12 protein-coding genes are annotated in these 18501 nt (G+C 68.4%); 10 read left to right on the forward strand and 2 right to left on the reverse strand.

What is annotated here, in order from left to right; all coding sequences use genetic code 11:
- Window positions 1–60: 60 nt before the first annotated feature.
- The 5 genes from WQ53_RS09175 to WQ53_RS09195 all read left to right on the forward strand — a co-directional run bounded on the left by WQ53_RS09175 (window position 61) and on the right by WQ53_RS09195 (window position 9647).
- On the forward strand, window positions 61–2817 hold the full coding sequence (locus WQ53_RS09175; protein ID WP_082112936.1) for a TonB-dependent receptor: 2757 nt from the start codon (window positions 61–63) through the stop codon (window positions 2815–2817).
- Window positions 2818–3226: 409 nt separating this feature from the next.
- Window positions 3227–6229, forward strand: a complete 3003-nt coding sequence (locus WQ53_RS09180; RefSeq protein ID WP_052631889.1) for a TonB-dependent receptor — start codon at window positions 3227–3229, stop codon at window positions 6227–6229.
- A 169-nt stretch (window positions 6230–6398) separates the two neighbouring features.
- Window positions 6399–7106 carry a SapC family protein gene (locus tag WQ53_RS09185; protein WP_052631890.1) on the forward strand — a complete coding sequence of 236 codons (708 nt, stop codon included), beginning with the start codon at window positions 6399–6401 and terminating at the stop codon, window positions 7104–7106.
- A complete protein-coding gene (locus WQ53_RS09190; protein ID WP_052631891.1) occupies window positions 7090–8109 on the forward strand; it encodes a cupin-like domain-containing protein in 1020 nt (339 codons plus the stop codon). Before WQ53_RS09185 ends, WQ53_RS09190 begins: the two co-directional genes overlap by 17 nt.
- Window positions 8110–8120: 11 nt before the next feature.
- Window positions 8121–9647, forward strand: a complete 1527-nt coding sequence (locus WQ53_RS09195) for a tryptophan halogenase family protein (RefSeq protein WP_052631892.1) — start codon at window positions 8121–8123, stop codon at window positions 9645–9647.
- Between the two features lie 279 nt (window positions 9648–9926).
- Here WQ53_RS09195 and WQ53_RS09200 read toward each other — a convergent pair whose 3' ends face one another.
- Complete coding sequence (locus WQ53_RS09200; protein WP_052631893.1) at window positions 9927–10613, reverse strand: glutathione S-transferase C-terminal domain-containing protein; 687 nt, start codon at window positions 10611–10613, stop codon at window positions 9927–9929.
- Between the two features lie 171 nt (window positions 10614–10784).
- Here WQ53_RS09200 and WQ53_RS09205 point away from each other — a divergent pair, with 171 nt between their 5' ends.
- The 3 genes from WQ53_RS09205 (at window position 10785) to WQ53_RS09215 (ending at window position 14747) form a co-directional block, all read left to right on the forward strand.
- On the forward strand, window positions 10785–11345 hold the full coding sequence (locus tag WQ53_RS09205; protein WP_052631894.1) for a TIGR00645 family protein: 561 nt from the start codon (window positions 10785–10787) through the stop codon (window positions 11343–11345).
- A 252-nt stretch (window positions 11346–11597) separates the two neighbouring features.
- On the forward strand, window positions 11598–13775 hold the full coding sequence (uvrD, locus tag WQ53_RS09210; RefSeq protein WP_052631895.1) for a DNA helicase II: 2178 nt from the start codon (window positions 11598–11600) through the stop codon (window positions 13773–13775).
- Window positions 13776–14300: 525 nt separating this feature from the next.
- Complete coding sequence (locus WQ53_RS09215) at window positions 14301–14747, forward strand: universal stress protein (RefSeq protein WP_052631896.1); 447 nt, start codon at window positions 14301–14303, stop codon at window positions 14745–14747.
- 500 nt (window positions 14748–15247) lie between these two features.
- Here the strand turns inward: WQ53_RS09215 and WQ53_RS09220 are convergent, their stop codons facing one another.
- Window positions 15248–15817: a manganese efflux pump MntP family protein gene (locus WQ53_RS09220; RefSeq protein ID WP_052631897.1), complete on the reverse strand. Its 570-nt coding sequence runs from the start codon at window positions 15815–15817 to the stop codon at window positions 15248–15250.
- Window positions 15818–16150: 333 nt separating this feature from the next.
- Between WQ53_RS09220 and WQ53_RS09225 the strand changes: the two genes are divergently transcribed.
- Together WQ53_RS09225 and WQ53_RS09230 are read left to right on the forward strand one after the other, a co-directional pair.
- Complete coding sequence (locus WQ53_RS09225; RefSeq protein WP_052631898.1) at window positions 16151–17089, forward strand: aldo/keto reductase; 939 nt, start codon at window positions 16151–16153, stop codon at window positions 17087–17089.
- Between the two features lie 10 nt (window positions 17090–17099).
- The gene (locus WQ53_RS09230) at window positions 17100–18404 is read left to right on the forward strand and encodes an NTP/NDP exchange transporter (RefSeq protein ID WP_052631899.1); all 1305 of its coding nucleotides are present in this window, start codon (window positions 17100–17102) and stop codon (window positions 18402–18404) included.
- The last annotated feature ends 97 nt before the right edge of the window (window positions 18405–18501 follow it).

Raw genomic sequence — 18501 nt, forward strand, 5'->3', positions numbered from 1 at the left:
GGGAGACGGGTGTTGGCCATAACTCAAATCAATTCGTGTGATTCCGGGAGGGAAAGATCCATGAAGCACGTGCAAGCCTTGCCAAAGAAGCGGCTGCTCGCGTCTGCGCTGCTGCTGGCGCTGGCGCCGGCGACCTATGCGGTCGCGCAGGACCAGCCGGCACCGACCGCCGACGCCAGCCCCGCCACGCCCGACGGGGCGCAAGGCGCCAGCGGTGAGACACAGCCCACGACGCTCGACCAGATCATCGTGACGGCCACCAAGCGCGAGACCAACCTGATGGAGACGCCGATCTCCATCACCGTATTCGGCCAGGAAGAACTGGATCGTCAGGGCATTACCAACGTCAAGGACATCTTCACGCTGGTGCCCAACATGGATATCGCCTTCGACTCGTCCCAGGCGGCTCCGGTGATCTCCATGCGCGGCGTGCGCTCGACCAACATCACCGAACTGGGCGATCCGGCGGTCGGACTGCACCTGGACGGCATCTACTCGCCACGGCCGCAGGGCGCCATGGCCCTGATGTTCGACGTGGAGCGGGTGGAGGCCCAGCGCGGCCCGCAGGGCACCCTGTTCGGCCGCAATTCCACCGTGGGCAACGTGAATATCATTTCCCGCCGCCCCGACGCCTCGGCCTTCGAAGCCAGCGTCGGCATGGAAGTGGGTCGGTGGAACCACCAGCAGATGCGCGGCATGGTCAATATCCCCGTGTCCGACACCTTTGCCCTGCGAGGCTCCTTCATCACCGAGCAGCGCGACTCCTATTTGAACGGCTACTACGACCCCAACCAGTGGGATACCCGCTACCTGCCGGAGTCCGTGCGCAATGCCCCCGCCTACTCCGGCACGCCGGAAGAGCGCAACCTGGTGCAGCGCCAGCGCTGGTGGGCCGGTGGCCAGGACGGGCTGCAGGATGTGGTCAAGGCGCACCCCGGCAGTTTCTACAACAACGCCGACCAGTACGCCTTCCGCATCGCCGGCCTGTGGGAACCCTCGGCGGACTTCTCCTGGATGCTGTCCTACGAAAAGTTCCAGGACTCCAGCGCCGGCAGCGCCGACACCATCGACTGCAGCAAGGCCAACAAGCGCGTCTTCCTGCAGGACGGCGAGCCGGCGCCGCTGCAGGGTTGCGAGAACGCCTACGGCCCGGGTGCCGACTCCTACACCGTGCTGGTCAGCGTTCCCGGCATGCTGGACCTGAGCATCGACACCGTCCGTTCCAACATGCGCTGGGACTTCAGCGACTACCTGGCACTGGTCTACAACGCCGGTTGGGCCAAGCAGGTCCGCTCGCAGATGTCGGACATGGACCGCGGCGTGACCGACTGGGACATGTCGATCTTCTTCCGCAAGGCGGACTTCCGTTCCCAGTCGCACGAACTGCAGCTGCAATCCACCGGCGACAACCGCCTGCAGTGGATCACGGGCGTGTTCTATTTCGAAGAGAACAACGACATGCAGGGCGGCTGGATGAACTCCATGGCCAGCGCCAGCTACTGGAACCAGCCGGACCGCACCCTCTCGTCGCAGGCGATCTTCGCCCAGGGCACCTATGAGATGACCGAGGGCCTGCACCTGACGCTGGGCTATCGCCATACCAGGGACGCCAAGGAAGACGTCGGCGGCCGCAACATGGACTGCAACGACTCCAACCCGAACCTGCTCGATCCGGACCTGCACGGCGGCCGCTGCTATCCCGCATGGGATCGCGATGCCTTCGTGCAGCTGCCGGGCGACTACTTCTGGAATCCTGCCATCTTCACCCCGGTCACCAACAACGACATCAAGGGCGAATGGAGCTACAACCTGTGGCGCGCCGGCCTCGACTACGAGCTGACCGACCGCAGCATGGTCTTCGGCTACGTGGCCAACGGCATCAAGGCCGGCGGCATCGGCGACGTGGTGGTGCAGTACGAGCAGGATCCGCTGACCACCGAGTATCCGCTGGATGCCGATGGCAACCGCATCATCAGGCAACTGCATGAGAACACCTACGACCCCGAAGAAGTCACCACCTTCGAGCTGGGCATAAAGTCGACCCTGCTCGACAACCGGCTGCGCCTCATGGCCACGGTGTTCTACAGCGACTACCGCGACATGCAGATCGCCACCGCCAGGCCGCTGTTCGTCACCTATTCCTTCGCGCGGGATGACAACGGGGTCGAGACCGACGAGGTCGAGGCCAACGAGTTCACCGTCTTCCAGACCGACAACATCGGCAAGGCCAAGATCAAGGGCCTGGAAGTGGAGTTCGACTGGGCAGTCAGCCAGGGAGGCCGGCTGAGCGGCTACTTCACCTACCTGGATACCGAGATCGTCAGCGACTTCATCCAGCAGTGGGGCTTCGGCGCCACCGATCTGTTCGAGATCGACCACGGCGCATCGGTGGATCCGGAGAACGAGCAGATCAGGGCCAACCTCAAGGGCAACGAACTGCCGTCTTCGCCGAAGTTCACGGCCAGCGTCAGCTACAGCCATGCCTTCGACCTGAATTCCGGCGCCACGATCCTGCCCTGGATCACGGCGAATTACCGGTCATCGTCCTACTTCACCATCTTCAACACCGACAAGCACGAAGACCTGTTCGCCACGGCGACGCCCGATGCGTTCAGCGACAAGCGGCCGTCGAACACCAACGTCTACCTCGGCGTCAAGTACATCGCGCCAGCCGACCGGTGGAGCGTCGAGGCCTTCGTCAACAACGCCACCGACACGACCGAGTTCTACTGGGCGGGCGGCGGCGACGGGCTGGTCCGCGGTCCCGTCTCCATGCCGCGCTTCTACGGCGTGCGTGCCAGCTACAACTTCCGGTAAGCGGATGCTGCCCCGCCGTGGCCCGACTGCGGCCACGGCGGGGCGTCTCCGTAGGCGACTCGGCGGCCATCCATGGCGGCGATCGGCGCGGGGCCAAACCTCAGCCGCACAGGAGCGGGAGTGGCTTGAGGGGCGGGCGAAGAAATTCGCATTCCACATCAAAGAGTTAGCGCTAACACAACGTTGTCCTCAGGGGTGAATCCTGCGCATGACAGCGCTGGTCTCTGTTGCTGCGCAACATCGGATTACCGCAGTTTTTGCACTTTCTCCGGTGTTTTTGGGGTACTTGCGCGGCCAGTTTGACAACGCTGTCAAGCGGCGCCCTAATCCGCCGCGTCGGCACCACTGTCCGGGGGCAGGTGCTGGCCACAACTCAAATCGATTCGTGTGATTCCGGGAGGGAAGATCCATGAAGCACGTGCAAGCCTTGCCAAAGAAGCGGCTGCTCGCGTCCGCCCTGCTGCTGGCGATGGCGCCGGCGACCCAGGCGCTCGCCCAGGAGCAGATCGCCAACGCCAATGCCGATGCGGACCCCACCGAACTGGACACGGTGGTGGTGACCGGCATCCGCGCCAGCCTCACTTCGTCGATGAACCTCAAGCGCGACGCGCAGGGCATCGTCGACGGCATCGTCGCCGAGGACATCGGCAAGTTCCCCGACACCAACCTGGCCGAGGCGCTGCAGCGCATCAGCGGCGTGTCGATCGACCGCACGTCCAGCGGCGAAGGCTCCAGGGTCACCGTCCGCGGCGTCGGTCCCGACTTCAACCTGGTCCTGCTCAATGGCCGCCAGATGCCGGCCTCCAACCTGGGCCCGGGTGGCGGCGGCACCTCCAACTCGCGCTCCTTCGACTTCGCCAACATCGCCGCCGAGGCGATCTCGGCGATCGAGGTGCACAAGACCGGCCGCGCCGAACTGCCCACCGGCGGCATCGGCGCCACACTCAACGTCAAGACCGCGCGCCCGCTGGAGATCGGCGAGCCGCTTGCCAGCATCGGCTTCAAGACGGTCCACGACCGATCCGCGCGCAACCTGCCGCAGAGCTTCCCGAGCGCGATCGTCACCCCGGAACTTTCCGGCATCTTCAGCAACACCTATGCCGACGGCCGGTTCGGCATCACTCTCAGCGGCAGCTACCAGGAGCGCGAGTCGGGCTACAGCCAGGCCAGCGTGGCCGACGGCTGGATCACCTTCGCCGGCGACGACACCAACAGCTGGAACCGGCTGCCGCAGCCGGGCGAGTCGTACTCCGATCGCATCACCAACATCCCCACGCCGGACAACATCTACGCGCGCCCGCAGAACACCGGCTACAGCGTCAACGGCGTGCAGCGCCAGCGCACCAACGGCCAGCTGACCCTGCAGTGGGCGCCGACCGACAACGTCACCGCCACGCTGGACTACGCCTACATGGAGAACAAGGTCCAGCAGCAGCGCAGCGAGCTGTCGGTATGGTTCACCCAGGGGCCCGGCGACAGTTCCTGGACCGACGGTCCGGTGGCCGCGCCGATCATCTACTCCGAGGACATGGTCGGCTCCGACCTGTCGATGGGTGGCATGCAGCTGGCGACCAAGAACAGCGGCGACTCCCTAGGCTTCAACGTGGAATGGGAGCTCAGCGACGCGCTGAAGCTGCAGTTCGACTACCACAACTCCAAGGCCGAATCCCGCCCCGACAGCCACCTCGGCTCGGCCGGCGTGCTCGGCGTGGCCGCCTTCGTCCGCGGCAACACCACGGTCGACTACAGCGGCGAGATCCCGATCGTCAATGTCCTGCTGCCCCCGGGCATGAGCGCGGTGCAGGCCGCCGATGCGCTGGTCACCGGCTCGGTGTTCCAGAACAGCTACAACCGGTCCGACGTCGAGCAGTTCCAGGCCGGCGGCCGCTTCCAGTTCGGCGACTACTCGGGCCTGGATTTCGGCGTGGCCGCCACCGAGGTCAACAACCGCACCGCCGCGGCGGTGATGCAGCGCGACAACTGGGGTGGCGTCGGCAGCCCGGCCGACTACGACGACAGCATCTGGCACGCCGACAGGATGTCGCGATACTTCAAGAGCTTCGGCAACAGCGGCAACCCGAACTGGACCGACGACTTCCTGGTGTTCGACTTCGAGCGCCTGCGCCAGGCGGCCATCGCCGTGACCGGGTGCGCCGAATGCTACGAGATGCCGACCGAGTTCACCGACGACCTGCGCACCACGGAGAAGTCCAGGAGCGCCTACCTGCAGTACACCACCAGCTTCGACTGGTCGATGCCGCTGGACGTGGCCGTAGGCGTGCGCTACGAGAAAACCGACGTCGACTCCTCGGCGCTGGTACGCATCGCCAACGGCATTTCCTGGGATGCGGCCAACGAGCTGTACGTGACCTACGAGCCCGGCCAGGGCTTCACCGAACTGGAAGGCGACTACGACTACTTCCTGCCAAACCTGGACCTGGCCCTGCACATCACCGACGAGCTGGTCCTGCGCAGCAGCTACAGCGAGACCATCGGCCGACCGGGCTGGCAGCAGATCCAGGGCGGCCAGCGCCTGGCCAACATCGTGCGCGTGGACGGCGGCGACGGCAGCCGCGGCAACCCTGCCCTGGAGCCGCTGCTGTCGCGCAACTTCGACCTGTCGCTGGAGTGGTACTACGGCGAATCCAGCTACGCCTCGATCGGCTACTTCCGCAAGAACATCAAGAACTTCATCAGCGACACGATCGTGCGCGAGACCCCGTTCGAGCTGCACACCCCAGTGGGCGGCGCGTACTGGAACGCGGCGATCGCCGGCGGCTGCGCGTCGACGGACATGCCCTGCATCCGCGACTACATCTTCACCAACTTCGCCGGTTCGCCGGGCGTGACCGTGACCGGCACCAACTCGGCCGGCCAGCTGACCGGCAGCATCGTCGGCCAGCCGGGCGATCCGATCGCCGGGTTCGACATCACCACGCCGGCCAACCAGCGCTCGGACCACCTGGATGGCTTCGAGATCAACATCCAGCACGTGTTCGGCGAGTCCGGCTTCGGCCTGGCGGCGAACTACACCAAGGTGGACTCGGGCCTGACCTTCGACAACACCAACCTGGGCACCCAGTACCCGATGGTGGGCCTGAGCGACTCGGCCAACGTCGTGGCGTTCTACGACAAGAACAAGTGGCAGGTCCGTGCGGCCTACAACTGGCGCGACGAGTTCCTCAACGGCATCGGCGGTGGCGGCACCCCGCCCAACCCGAACTGGACAGAAGCCTATGGCCAGCTCGACGCGATCATCAGCTACGAGGTGATGGAGAACCTCACGCTGAGCCTGGAAGGCATCAACCTCACCGACGAGACGCAGCGCATCCACGCCCGTCACGAGAACATGGTGCGGTTCGCCACCCAGACCGGGCCGCGCTACATGTTCGGGGTGCGCTACCGGTTCTGACGCCCCTGGCCTCGGGCCGCGCGATGCCTCCCACATCGCGCGGCCGGAAGCGCCGCCGGCGCGCCGGCGGCGCCTTCCTTCTTCCTCCGCGCTCGCTTCCGCCGGGCCGGAAGATCGGGCACGATGCCGCAGGACGCGGCGTCCCGCCCCGGCAACTGCAAAGAGCCAGATGAGCAACAACGTCCTGCTGAACAACGTGGACCACCGCGACCTGCGGGTGGATACTCGCCACGGGGTCGGGCTCGGCGACGAGGTGATGTACGCGCCGACCTTCCCGGACGAGTTCCGCAACGTCCAGGCGCACTACCCGATCGTGTTCCATCGCGACGCGTCCGGCGGCTTCCATCCGCTGGCGCTGTTGGGCCTGCAGGAGGGTACGAACCTGTTCCTGGAAGGCGAGCGCTGGGACGCATCCTACATCCCGCTGTCGGTGCAGCGGCAGCCGTTCCTGATCGGGATCTCCGGCGGAGAACGCGTGATCCACGTCGACCTGGACCACCCGCGCGTGCGCAGCGGCGCCGGCGAGGCGCTGTTCCTCGACTTCGGCGGCAACACCGAGTTCCTGGAGCGGATCAAGTCCGTCCTGTCGGCGCTGCACGACGGCATCCTGGCCACGCCGGCTTTCATCGAGGCGCTGCTGCGCCACCAGTTGCTGGAGTCCTTCGTCCTGGACGTCCAGCTTGACGACGGCTCGCACAACCGCCTGGCTGGCTTCCACACCATCGACGAGGCGCGGCTGCAGGCACTGGACGGTGCGGCGCTGGAGCGACTGGCGCGCGACGGGCACCTGCTGCCCGTCTACATGGTGCTGGCCTCGCTGTCGCGCTTCCGCGACCTGATCGAGCGGACGAACCGCCGCCGTGCAGCCGGTCGCTGAGCCCATCCGCGAGCTCTCCGGCCTCGATCCACGGTCGCTGCCGGACGAAGTCCTGCGCTCGCCCGAGCCGCTGGTCCTGCGCAGCCTGGCGGCGCAGTGGCCGATGGTCGGTGCTGCGCGCGAATCGGCGCCGGCGGCGATCGACTACCTCAAGCGCTTCGATCACGGCGGCATGCCGGTGGCGGCCACCGTCGCGCCGCCGCCGGCCGGCGGCCGCGTGTTCTACGACGAGGATCTCAGCGGCTTCAACTTCCGCCGCGAGCAGGTGCCGCTGGCGGTGGTGCTGGACACCCTATGCAAGTACCTGGACGACCCGGCGCCGCCGTCGATCTACCTCGCATCGACCACGATCGACACCTTCCTGCCCGGCTTCCGCGCCGAGAACGACCTGGCCCTGGGCGGCCGCGATCCGCTGGCCAGCATCTGGATCGGCAACCGCAGCCGCATTCCCGCCCACCAGGACGTGCCGGACAACCTGGCCTGCGTGGTCGCCGGCCGCCGCCGGGTGACCCTGTTCCCGCCGGACCAGCTGGAGAACCTGTACATCGGCCCGCTGGACCATACCCCCGCCGGCCAGGCGGTCAGCCTGGTCGATTTCCACGCGCCCGACCACGCGCGTTTCCCCAGGTTCGCCGAGGCCCTGCGCCATGCGCGCGGCGCGGTGCTGGAACCGGGCGATGCGGTGTTCATCCCGAGCATGTGGTGGCACCACATGGAGGGACTGGACGCGTTCAACGTGCTGGTCAACTACTGGTGGCGGCAGTCGCCGGCGTGGATGGATACGCCGATGAACGCGCTGATGCTGGCGATCATGTGCGTGCGCGACCTGCCGCCGGTCGAGCGTGCGATCTGGAAGGACGTGTTCGACCACTACGTGTTCGACTACGACGAGGCCGCCGTCGCCGGCCACATCCCCGAACCCGCGCGTCGCGCGCTCGCGCCGCTGGACGAGGCGCGCGCCCGCCACCTGCGCGCGCTGCTCCTCAAGCGCCTCAACCGTTGAGTACGACCGACATGAACAATCCCGACCAGGCAATCAGTCCCCGTCCCGTCAAGCGCGTCGTCATCGCCGGCGGAGGCACCGCCGGCTGGATGGCCGCCGCGGCATTGTCCAAGACCCTGGGCAAGGTGCTGGACATCGTCCTGGTCGAGTCGGAGGAGATCGGCACGGTCGGTGTCGGCGAGGCCACCATCCCGACCCTGGTCACCTTCCACCGCCTGCTCGACATCAAGGAGCAGGAGTACATGGCCGCGGTGCAGGGCACGGTCAAGCTGGGCATCTCCTTCGAGAACTGGAAGGACGTGGGCCACCGCTACATCCACTCCTTCGGCATCAGCGGCAAGGACCACTGGTCGGCCGGCTTCCAGAACTTCTGGCTGCGCGGGCGCAAGGAGGGCCTGGCCAGCGAGTACAGCGACTACTGCATCGAGCTTCAGGCCAGCCTGCAGGACCGCTTCTCGCACCTGCCGCGCTACCACGTCAATTACGCCTATCACATGGACGCGGCGCTGTACGCGCGCTACCTGCGCGGTTTCAGCGAGCGCTATGGCTGCAAGCGGGTCGAGGGCAAGATCGTGGACGTCGTCACCGACGGCGAGGGCTGCATCTCGGCGCTGAAACTGGAGCGCGGCGAGGTGGTCGAGGGCGACCTGTTCATCGACTGCACCGGCTTCCGCGCGCTGCTGATCGGCAAGACCCTGGGCGTGGGCTACACCGACTGGTCGCAGTGGCTGTTCAACGACAGTGCATTGGCCACCCAGACCACCGCGGTGCGCGACGCGGTGCCCTACACCCGCGCGATCGCCGGAAAGGCGGGCTGGCAGTGGCGGATCCCGCTGCAGCACCGGGTCGGCAACGGCATCGTCTATTCCAGCCGCCACATGGGCGACGACGAGGCGCGCGCGGAGTTCCTCGGCAGCATCGAGGGCGAGGTGATCAAGCAGCCGTGGCCGGTGCGTTTCCAGCCAGGCCAGCGCCAGCAGTGCTGGGTGAAGAACTGTGTGGCCCTAGGCCTGGCCGGCAGCTTCATCGAGCCGCTGGAGTCGACCACGATCCACCTGATCCAGCGCGGAATCGTGCGCCTGCTGCAGGCCTTCCCGCACGCGATCACCCAGCCGGCGATCGACGAGTACAACGCCCGGCTCAACGAGGAACTGCAGCACGTGCGCGACTTCGTGGTGATGCACTACCACATCAGCGACCGGCGCGATTCGCCGTACTGGCAGGAGATCGCGGAGATGCGCATCCCGGACACGCTGCGGCACAGGATCGAGCTGTTCCGCGAGACCGGCGAGGTGTTCAATGTGCCCGGCGAGCTGTTCGGGGTGAATTCCTGGGTCCAGGTGATGCTGGGGCAGGGCATCGAGCCGAAGCGCTACCACCCGACCGCCGACGTGATGAGCCAGGCCGACCTGGCGCGGTTCCTGGGCGACATCCGCCACAACGTGCTGCACACGGTGCGGCAGATGCCGTTGCACATGGACTACATGCGCAGCTACGCGCCGGCACCGGTGCCCGAGGCGGTGCGGCAGGCGGTCTAGGCGACTCGCATGCGGTGACGGTGGCTCGCGGCGGAGCGTCCCGGTGCGAGGATGCGTATCTGTGCAAGCCGGTCCTGCCGGAGACACACCACATCGGTACAGGCGACTCTTTCGTGGTACCGACGCCCGTGTCGCCCACTGAAGTGAGCTCCTACAGAAGAGCCGCCGCACTGCGGCTGTTGTAGGAGCCGGGTTCAGCCGGCGACACGACGCCGTCGGCACAGGCGACACCCCACGGTTCCGACCCGTGTCGCCGCACGACAGGCGCCTTAATGAAACTCAACGCCCAAACAGCTGCTTGCGCTCTTCCTCGCTCAACGGCTTGCCCGCATTCGGGTTGACCTGCGCGGCAAGGGCGTAGGCGCGCTGGGTGGCCGGGCGCGCGGCGATGGCGGCGTGCCAGCGGCGCAATTCCGGGTACGGCTCCAGGTCCAGCGGCGCCTTGGTGTAGGGATTGATCCACGGCCAGGCGGCCATGTCGGCGATGGTGTAGTCGTTGCCGGCGATGAAGGCGCGGCCGGCCAGGCGCTTGTCGAGCACGCCGAGCAGGCGCTGGACCTCGCGGGTGTAGCGGTCGATGGCATAGGGGATGGGCTCGGGCGCATAGACGGCGAAGTGGCCGTACTGGCCGGTCATCGGCCCCAGGCCGGCCATCTGCCACATCAGCCACTGGTTGACCTCGACCTTCTGCCGCACATCGGCGCCGAAGAAACGGCCGGTCTTGTTGGCCAGGTACAGCAGGATGGCGCCGGACTCGAACACGCTCAGCGGCCCGCCGCCGTCGGCCGGGGCGTGGTCGATGATCGCCGGCATCTTGTTGTTGGGCGAGAACGTCAGGAACTCCGGCTGGAACTGGTCGCCCTTGCCGATGTCGACCGGCCTGATCGTGTAGGGCAGGCCGGCCTCCTCGAGGAACAGGGTGATCTTGTGGCCGTTGGGTGTGGGCCAGTAGTAGAGGTCGATCATGGCGGGCTCCTGGGGAGGGGCGTTGCGGAGGGGAGGCCGCGAGTGTAGGTCGCGGCGCCGCGCCGGGGATGGATCACACCGTTCCGGGACGGGCCTGGCGGCCCACCGGGCGCTTGGCAGCCCGCCGCGCGGCCGCTAACCTGCGCCGTCCATTCCGCACCGCAGCATCCAATGTCGCACCCCCACACCGTCGGCGCGCCGCGCCTGAGCCCGCTCTCCACCCTGATCTTCGCCTCGCGCTGGCTGCAGCTGCCGCTGTACCTGGGCCTGATCGTGGCCCAGTGCGTGTACGTGTTCCTGTTCGGCAAGGAACTGTGGCACCTGATCCAGGTCGCGCCGTCGATGGGCGAGCAGCAGATCATGCTGATCGTGCTGGGGCTGATCGACGTGGTGATGATCTCCAACCTGCTGGTGATGGTGATCGTCGGCGGCTACGAGACCTTCGTCTCGCGCCTGCGCCTGGAGGGCCACCCCGACCAGCCGGAGTGGCTGAGCCACGTCAACGCCTCGGTGCTGAAGGTGAAGCTGGCGATGGCAATCATCGGCATTTCCTCGATCCACCTGCTCAAGACCTTCATCGAGGCCGGGACACTCGGCACCGACGGCACCAAGTACACCGAGGCCGGCGTGCTGTGGCAGACCATCATCCATGTCGTGTTCATCCTCTCGGCCATCGGCATCGCCTGGACCGACCGGCTGATGGCGGGAGGCAACGGCAAGCAGGCGCACTGAACCGACGCGCCACCAGCCTCTGCAGGAGCCCATCCACGGGCATCACGGGCGTCGCCTGGGCCGACGGCGTCGTGTCGCCGGCTGAACCCGGCTCCTACACCAGCCGCGGCGCCGCCGCCTTTTGTAGGAGCCCACTTCAGTGGGCGACACGGGCGTCGGGGGCATGAGGGAGTCGCCTGAGTCGAGGAGGCATGTCGCCTGCCGGAGCCCGGCTCCTGCAGCCAGCAGCGCGGCACCGCGTAAAATGCCGGCATGGATGTCTCCCACCTGCTCGACGACCTCAACGCCGCCCAGCGCGAGGCCGTGTCCGCCCCGCCCGGTCATTACCTGGTGCTGGCCGGCGCCGGCTCCGGCAAGACCCGGGTCCTGACCCACCGCATCGCCTGGCTGAACGAGGTCCTGGGCGTGCCGGCGCATGGGATCCTGGCGGTCACCTTCACCAACAAGGCCGCCGGCGAGATGCGCGCGCGCGCCGATGCGCAGCTGCGCCACGGCGCGCGCGGGATGTGGATCGGCACCTTCCACGGCATCGCCCACCGCCTGCTGCGTCTGCACTGGAACGAGGCGCGCCTGCCCGAGGCGTTCCAGGTGCTGGACAGCGACGACCAGCTGCGGCTGGTCAAGCGCGTGGCCCAGCAGCTGGAGCTGGACGACGGCCGCTTCCCGCCGCGCCAGATCGCCTGGTGGATCAATGCGCAGAAGGACGAAGGCCGGCGCCCGCAGCACATCCAGCCCGGCGACGACCCGTGGACCGACGCGCTGCGCCGCGCCTACGCGCTGTACCAGGAGCGCTGCGACCGCGCCGGCCTGGTCGACTTCGCCGAACTGCTGCTGCGCGCGCACGAGTTGCTGCGCGACACCCCGGCGCTGCTGGCCCACTACCGCACCCGCTTCCGCGACCTGCTGGTCGACGAGTTCCAGGACACCAACGCGATCCAGTACGCCTTCGTCCGGGTGCTGGCCGGCGATACGGGCCGGGTGTTCGTGGTCGGCGACGACGACCAGGCGATCTACGGCTGGCGCGGGGCCAAGGTCGAGAACGTGCAGCAGTTCCTGCGCGATTTCCCGGGCGCGAAGACCATCCGCCTGGAGCAGAACTACCGCTCCAGCGCCAACATCCTCAACGCCGCCAACGCGGTGATCGCGCACAATCCCGACCGCATCGGCAAGCAGCTGTGGACCGACAGTGGCGAGGGCGAGCCGGTGGACGTGTACGCGGCCTACAACGAGATGGACGAGGCCCGCTTCGTGGTCGAGCGCATCCGCCAGTGGATGCGCGACGGCGGCAGCTGGCGCGAGGCGGCGGTGCTCTACCGCAGCAACGCGCAATCGCGCGCGCTGGAGGAAGTGCTGCTGGCCGAGCAGGTGCCGTACCGGGTCTATGGCGGCATGCGCTTCTTCGAGCGCGCCGAGATCAAGGACACCCTGGCCTACCTGCGCCTGGTCGCCAGCCGTGCCGACGACGCGGCCTTCGAGCGCACGGTGAACACGCCGACGCGCGGGATAGGCGACCGCACCCTCGACGAAGTACGCCGGCGCGCACGCGAATCCTCGATCTCGCTGTGGCAGGCCGCCACCGCGCTGGTGTCGCAGAACGCGCTGGCGGCGCGCGCGCGCAACGCGGTGGCCGGCTTCCTCAACCTGGTCGAATCGCTGGACGCGGAAACCACCGACCTGGCGCTGAAGGACCGGGTCGACCACGTGCTGGCCCGATCGGGCCTGCGCGAGCACTGGGCCAGCGAGGCGCGCGGCCAGCTCGACGCCGAGTCGCGGCTGGAGAACCTGGACGAACTGGTCTCGGTGGCCTCGCGCTTTTCCCGTGCTGAACTCGACGACGACCAGGAGAGCATGAGCGAGCTGGTCGCGTTCCTGTCCTACGCGGCGCTGGAGGCCGGCGAGGGCCAGGCCCAGGCCGACGAGGACGGGGTGCAGCTGATGACCCTGCACTCGGCCAAGGGCCTGGAGTTCCCGCTGGTGTTCCTGGTCGGGGTGGAGGAGGGCGTGTTCCCGAGCAGCAAGTCGTTGGAGGAGAGCGGGCGGCTGGAGGAGGAGCGGCGGCTGGCCTACGTCGGCATCACCCGTGCTCGGCACAAGCTGGTGCTGACCTACGCCGAGAGCCGGCGCATCCACGGCATGGACATGTACGGCATGCCCTCGCGCTTCCTGCGCGAGATCCCCGGCCACCTGCTCAACGAGGTGCGACCGCGGGTGCAGGTGGCCCGGCCGATGGCCGCGGCGCCGCGGATGGCCCACCCGGTGCTGGAGACGCCGTCGCTGAAGCTGGGCCAGGGCGTGGTGCACGCCAGCTTCGGCCGCGGCATCGTCACCGACTATGAGGGCAGCGGCGCGCACGCGCGGGTGCAGGTCAACTTCGACGACGCCGGCAGCAAGTGGCTGGTGCTGGCCTTCGCCAAGCTGCAGCCGCTGTAGGAGCCGGGCTTGCCCGCGACGCGACGCCGTCGGCACAGGCGACGTCCTCGTGACCCCGACGCCCGTGTTGCCGACTGAAGTCAGCTCCTACAAATGAGTGGCCGCGTCGCGGCGGTTGTAGGAGCCGGGTTCAGCCGGCGACCCGACGCCATCGGCACAGGCGACGCCCTCATGATTCCGACGCCCATGTCGCCGACTGAAGTCAGCTCCTACAGAAAGGCGGTCGCGTCGTAGCGGTTGCAGGAGCCGGGTTCAGCCGGCGACCCGACGCCGTCGGCACAGGCGACATCTTTGTGACCCCGACGCCCGTGTCGCCGACTGAAGTCAGCTCCTACAGAAAGGCGGTCGCGTCGTAGCGGTTGCAGGAGCCGGGTTCAGCCGGCGACCCGACGCCGCCGGCCCAGGCGACGCCCTCGCGTTTCCGACGCCCGTGTCGCCAGCAAGCTGGGCTTCTACAGGAGGCACGCGGTTGCCTGATCGCCGCGGCGGGTGTGCAATGCGGGCACGCCCCCGCAGGAGCCCGCCATGTACGACCGCATCCTGATCGCGACCGATGGCTCGGACCTGGCCGGCAAGGGCCTGCGCCATGGCCTGACGCTGGCCGGTGCGCTGCGCGTGCCGGTGGTGCTGGTGACCGTGACCGAGCCGTGGATGCCGGCCTTCGACGACGCGCTGGCGCTGTCGGCCGATCCGGCGATGCAGCAGGAATACCGCGAGGGCTGCGCGCAATCGGCGCAGCGCATCCTCGAGGACGCGCTGGCCCAGGCCGCCGCCGCCGGGGTGGCCTGCGAGACGGTGCACGTGCCCGATGGCTATCCGGCGGAGGCGATCGTCCAGGCCGCCGGCGAGCATGGCGCCGGGCTGGTGGTGATGGCCTCGCACGGCCGGCGCGGGTTGGGCCGGGTGCTGCTCGGCAGCCAGACCCAGGCGGTGCTGGCCAAGTCGGCTGTGCCGGTGCTGGTGGTGCGCTGACGGTCGGAAACGACGGTCGCTACCGTGTTCCTGGATGCAGGAGCCCGTCTGCGGGTGACACATTGCGGCAAGAGGGCGTCGCCCGCGCCCAAGAGGCGTCGGGTCACGGGCAAGCCCGGCTCCTGCACCCGTCGCGCCGGCGTTTGTGTGTAGGAGCCCAGCTTGCTGGAGACACGGGCGTCGGAATCACGAGGACGTCGCCTGTGCCGACGGCGTCGGGTCGCGGGCTGAATCCGGTTCCTACAACCGCCGCGGCGCGGCCGCTCTTCTGTAGGAGCCCACTTCAGTGGGCGACATGGGCGTCGGAATCATGAGGGCGTCGCCTGTGCCGGCGTCGTCGTGTCGCCGGCTGAACCCGGCTCCTACAACCGCTGAGGCGCGGCCGCTCTTCTGTAGGAGCCGACTTCAGTCGGCGACACGGGCGTCGGGGTCACGAAGATGTCGCCTGTGCCGATGGCGTCGTGTCGCGGGCAAGCCCGGCTCCTGCAACAGAAGCGCTGTCAGGCCGCGCCGGTCAGGTGCTCGTACAGGATCGCCGCGCCGATCAGGATCATGATCGCGCCGCCGACGATCTCGGCGCGCTTGCCGGCCAGCGCGCCGAGCACGCGGCCGAGCATGATCCCGGCGGTGACCATGACCAGGGTACACAGGCCGATCACCGCGGCGACCAGGCCGATCGGCGCATCGAGGAAGGCCAGGCTCACGCCCACCGCCATCGCGTCGATGCTGGTGCCCAGGCCGGTGGCGGCCAGGCTCCAGAAGCCGTGCCGGCGCGGCGCCTCCTCGGCGCCGTCGTCGGGCCGGGTGCCGTTCCAGATCATGTGCAGGCCGAGCAGGCCGAGCACCGCGAACGCAATCCAGTGGTCCCAGGCGGTGATGTAGCGCGAGGCCGCGGTGCCGAGCAGCCAGCCGATGACCGGGGTGATCGCCTCTATCACGCCGAAGATCAGGCCGGCGCGCAACGCCTCGGAGAACCGTGGACGCCGCATTGCCGCGCCCTTGCCGACCGCCGCGGCGAAGGCATCGGTCGACATCGCGATGCCGATCAGCAGGATCGAGAACAGGTTCATGCGGGCTACCGGGCTGGAAGGGCGGACACGGCCCGCCAGCGTCCAACCGTGGACGCGCCGGCAGGCCGTTGGTCTCGCCAGGCCCGGTGGTGGTCACCACGGGTGTCCGCGCCACGGCCGCAGCGGGCCGAGCATGTTGACGCGGACGCTCCGGCTAAGCGCGCGGAGCAGGCTACTCCCCAAGGGAAGGCGCGCAGGATACCACGGCGTCCGCTGGCCTCCGGACGCCGCGCCCGGTGCGTTCATGTGCCGATGTGCACATGCGGGTAGCGCCGGCGACGGTAGGATCGGGGATCCGGCCGCCCCGCGCCGTCCGTCCACGGAGCCACGACCATGCACTCGCATTCGCGCCGCCGCTTCCTCAATTCCGCGCTCGCCACCTCGGTCCTCGCCGGGCTCGGGGCGATGGCCGGGCCGGGCCGCGTGTTCGCCGCGCCCGCGCCGGGCGCGATGCTGACCCGGCCGATCCCCTCCAGCGGTGAACTGCTGCCGGTGATCGGCGCCGGCACCTCGGGCAGCTACGACGTGGACATCGGCTCGCCCGAATACGCCCAGCTGCAGGAGGTGGTGAAGATCTTCTTCGAGGGCGGCGCGCGGGTGATCGACACCGCGCCCAACTACGGCCGCTCGGACACGGTGGTCGGCAGCCTGCTGGAGGACGGCGGTTGGCGCGACAAGGCCTTCATCGCCACCAAGATCGCCGCCGACAGCCGCCAGGCGGCCGAGGCGCAGTGGGCCGAATCGCTGCGCCGGCTGCGCACCGACAAGGTCGAGCTGCTGCAGGTCCACAACCTGCGCGACTGGCAGCGTCAGCTGCCCTATGCGCGCGAGCTCAAGGCGCAGGGCAAGACCAAGTACGTGGGCGTGACCCACTACGTCGACGCCGGCCTGCCCGAACTGGAGCGGATCCTGCGCAGCGAGCCGCTGGACTTCATCCAGATCCACTACTCGGTCAACTCGACCCGTGCCGCGGACACGGTGCTGCCGCTGGCCCAGGACAAGGGCGTGGCGGTGCTGATCAACCGCGTCTTCGACGACGGCAAGCTGTTCGCCAAGGTCAAGGACGTGCCGCTGCCGGCCTGGGCCGGCGAGGTCGGGGTGACGTCGTGGGCGCAGATGTTCCTGAAGTTCGCGATCAGCCATCCGGCGGTCACGGCGGTGATCCCGGCTACCGGCAAGCCCGAGCGCCAGCGCGACCAGCTCAAGGCCGGCAGCGGTCCGCTGCTGAGCGCGGCGCAGCAGCAGGAACTGGTCCGCCAGTTCTCCGCCTGAGCAGCGCGGCATGAATGCTCCCGTCCCCGGCGCCGACGCGCGCCTGCCCTGGCTGTCGCGCCTGTTCGGCGTGCGTCCGCACGAGGCGCCGGCGGTCGCCGCCGGCCTGGTGATGTTCTTCCTGCTGTTCACCGGCTACTTCATGCTGCGGCCGGTGCGCGAAACCATGGGCGTGGCCGGCGGCGTGCACAACCTGCAATGGCTGTTCACCGGCACCTTCCTGGCCACGCTGGCGGTGCTGCCGCTGTTCGGCTGGATCGCCTCGAAGGTGCCGCGGCGGCGGATCGTGCCGTGGGTGTTCGGCTTCGTGGTCGCCAGCCTGCTCGGCTTCGGCGCCGGCCTGGTGCTGCAGCCGGACAACGTGTGGGCCGGGCGCGCGTTCTACATCTGGGTTTCGGTGATCAATTTCCTGCTGATCTCGCTGGCCTGGAGCGTGCTGGCCGACGTGTTCGCCAGCGCCGAGGCCAAGCGCCTGTTCGCGCTGATCGCCGCCGGCGCCAGCGCCGGCGGCCTGACCGGGCCGATCCTGGCGACCTGGCTGGTGCAGCCGCTGGGCCACGGCGGGCTGATGCTGCTGTCCTCGCTGTTCATCGGCGCCAGCGCGGTGGCGGCGCTGTGGCTGCACCGCTGGCGTGACCGGCATCCGTTCGTGGGCGGCGAATCAGCCACGCAGCGGCAGCGGCCGCTGGGCGGCAATCCCTTTGCCGGCGCCACCGCCGTATTCCGCTCGCGTTACCTGTTGGGGATCGCGCTGTTCGTGGTGCTGCTGGCCACGGTGACCACCTTCCTGTACTTCGAGCAGGCGCGGATGGTCGCCGAGCTGTTCCCCGACCGGACCCGGCAGACCCAGGTGTTCGGCCTGATCGACACCGTGGTGCAGACCCTGGCGATCCTGACCCAGCTGTTCATCACCGGCCGCATCGCGCAGCGGCTGGGCGTGGGCGCGTTGCTGGTCGGCGTACCGCTGGTGATGGCGTTCGGCTTCCTGTGGCTGGCGCTGGCGCCGGTGTTCGCGGTGTTCGTGGTGGTGATGGTGGCGCGGCGGGCCGGCGAGTACGCGTTCGTGCGGCCGGGCCGGGAGATGCTCTATACGGTCATGCCAGCCGAGGACAAGTACAAGGCGAAGAACTTCATCGACACGGTGGTCTACCGCGGCGGCGATGCGCTCAGTGCCTGGGTCAAGCGTGGCCTGGACCTGCTGGGCGAGCATCCGGCGCTGGCGATGATCATCGGCGCCGGCGTCGCCCTGGCCTGGGCCGGTACCGGCTTCGCCCTGGGCCGCGCCCAGCGCCGCCGCGAATCCGCGTCCATGTAGGAGCCGGGTTCAGCCGGCGACAGGGGCGTCGGAAACACGAGGGAGTCGCCTGTGCCGGCGTGGCGTGTCGCCGGCTGAACCCGGCTCCTACAAATGC

This window comes from Pseudoxanthomonas suwonensis (assembly GCF_000972865.1).
Taxonomy (GTDB): domain Bacteria; phylum Pseudomonadota; class Gammaproteobacteria; order Xanthomonadales; family Xanthomonadaceae; genus Pseudoxanthomonas; species Pseudoxanthomonas suwonensis_B.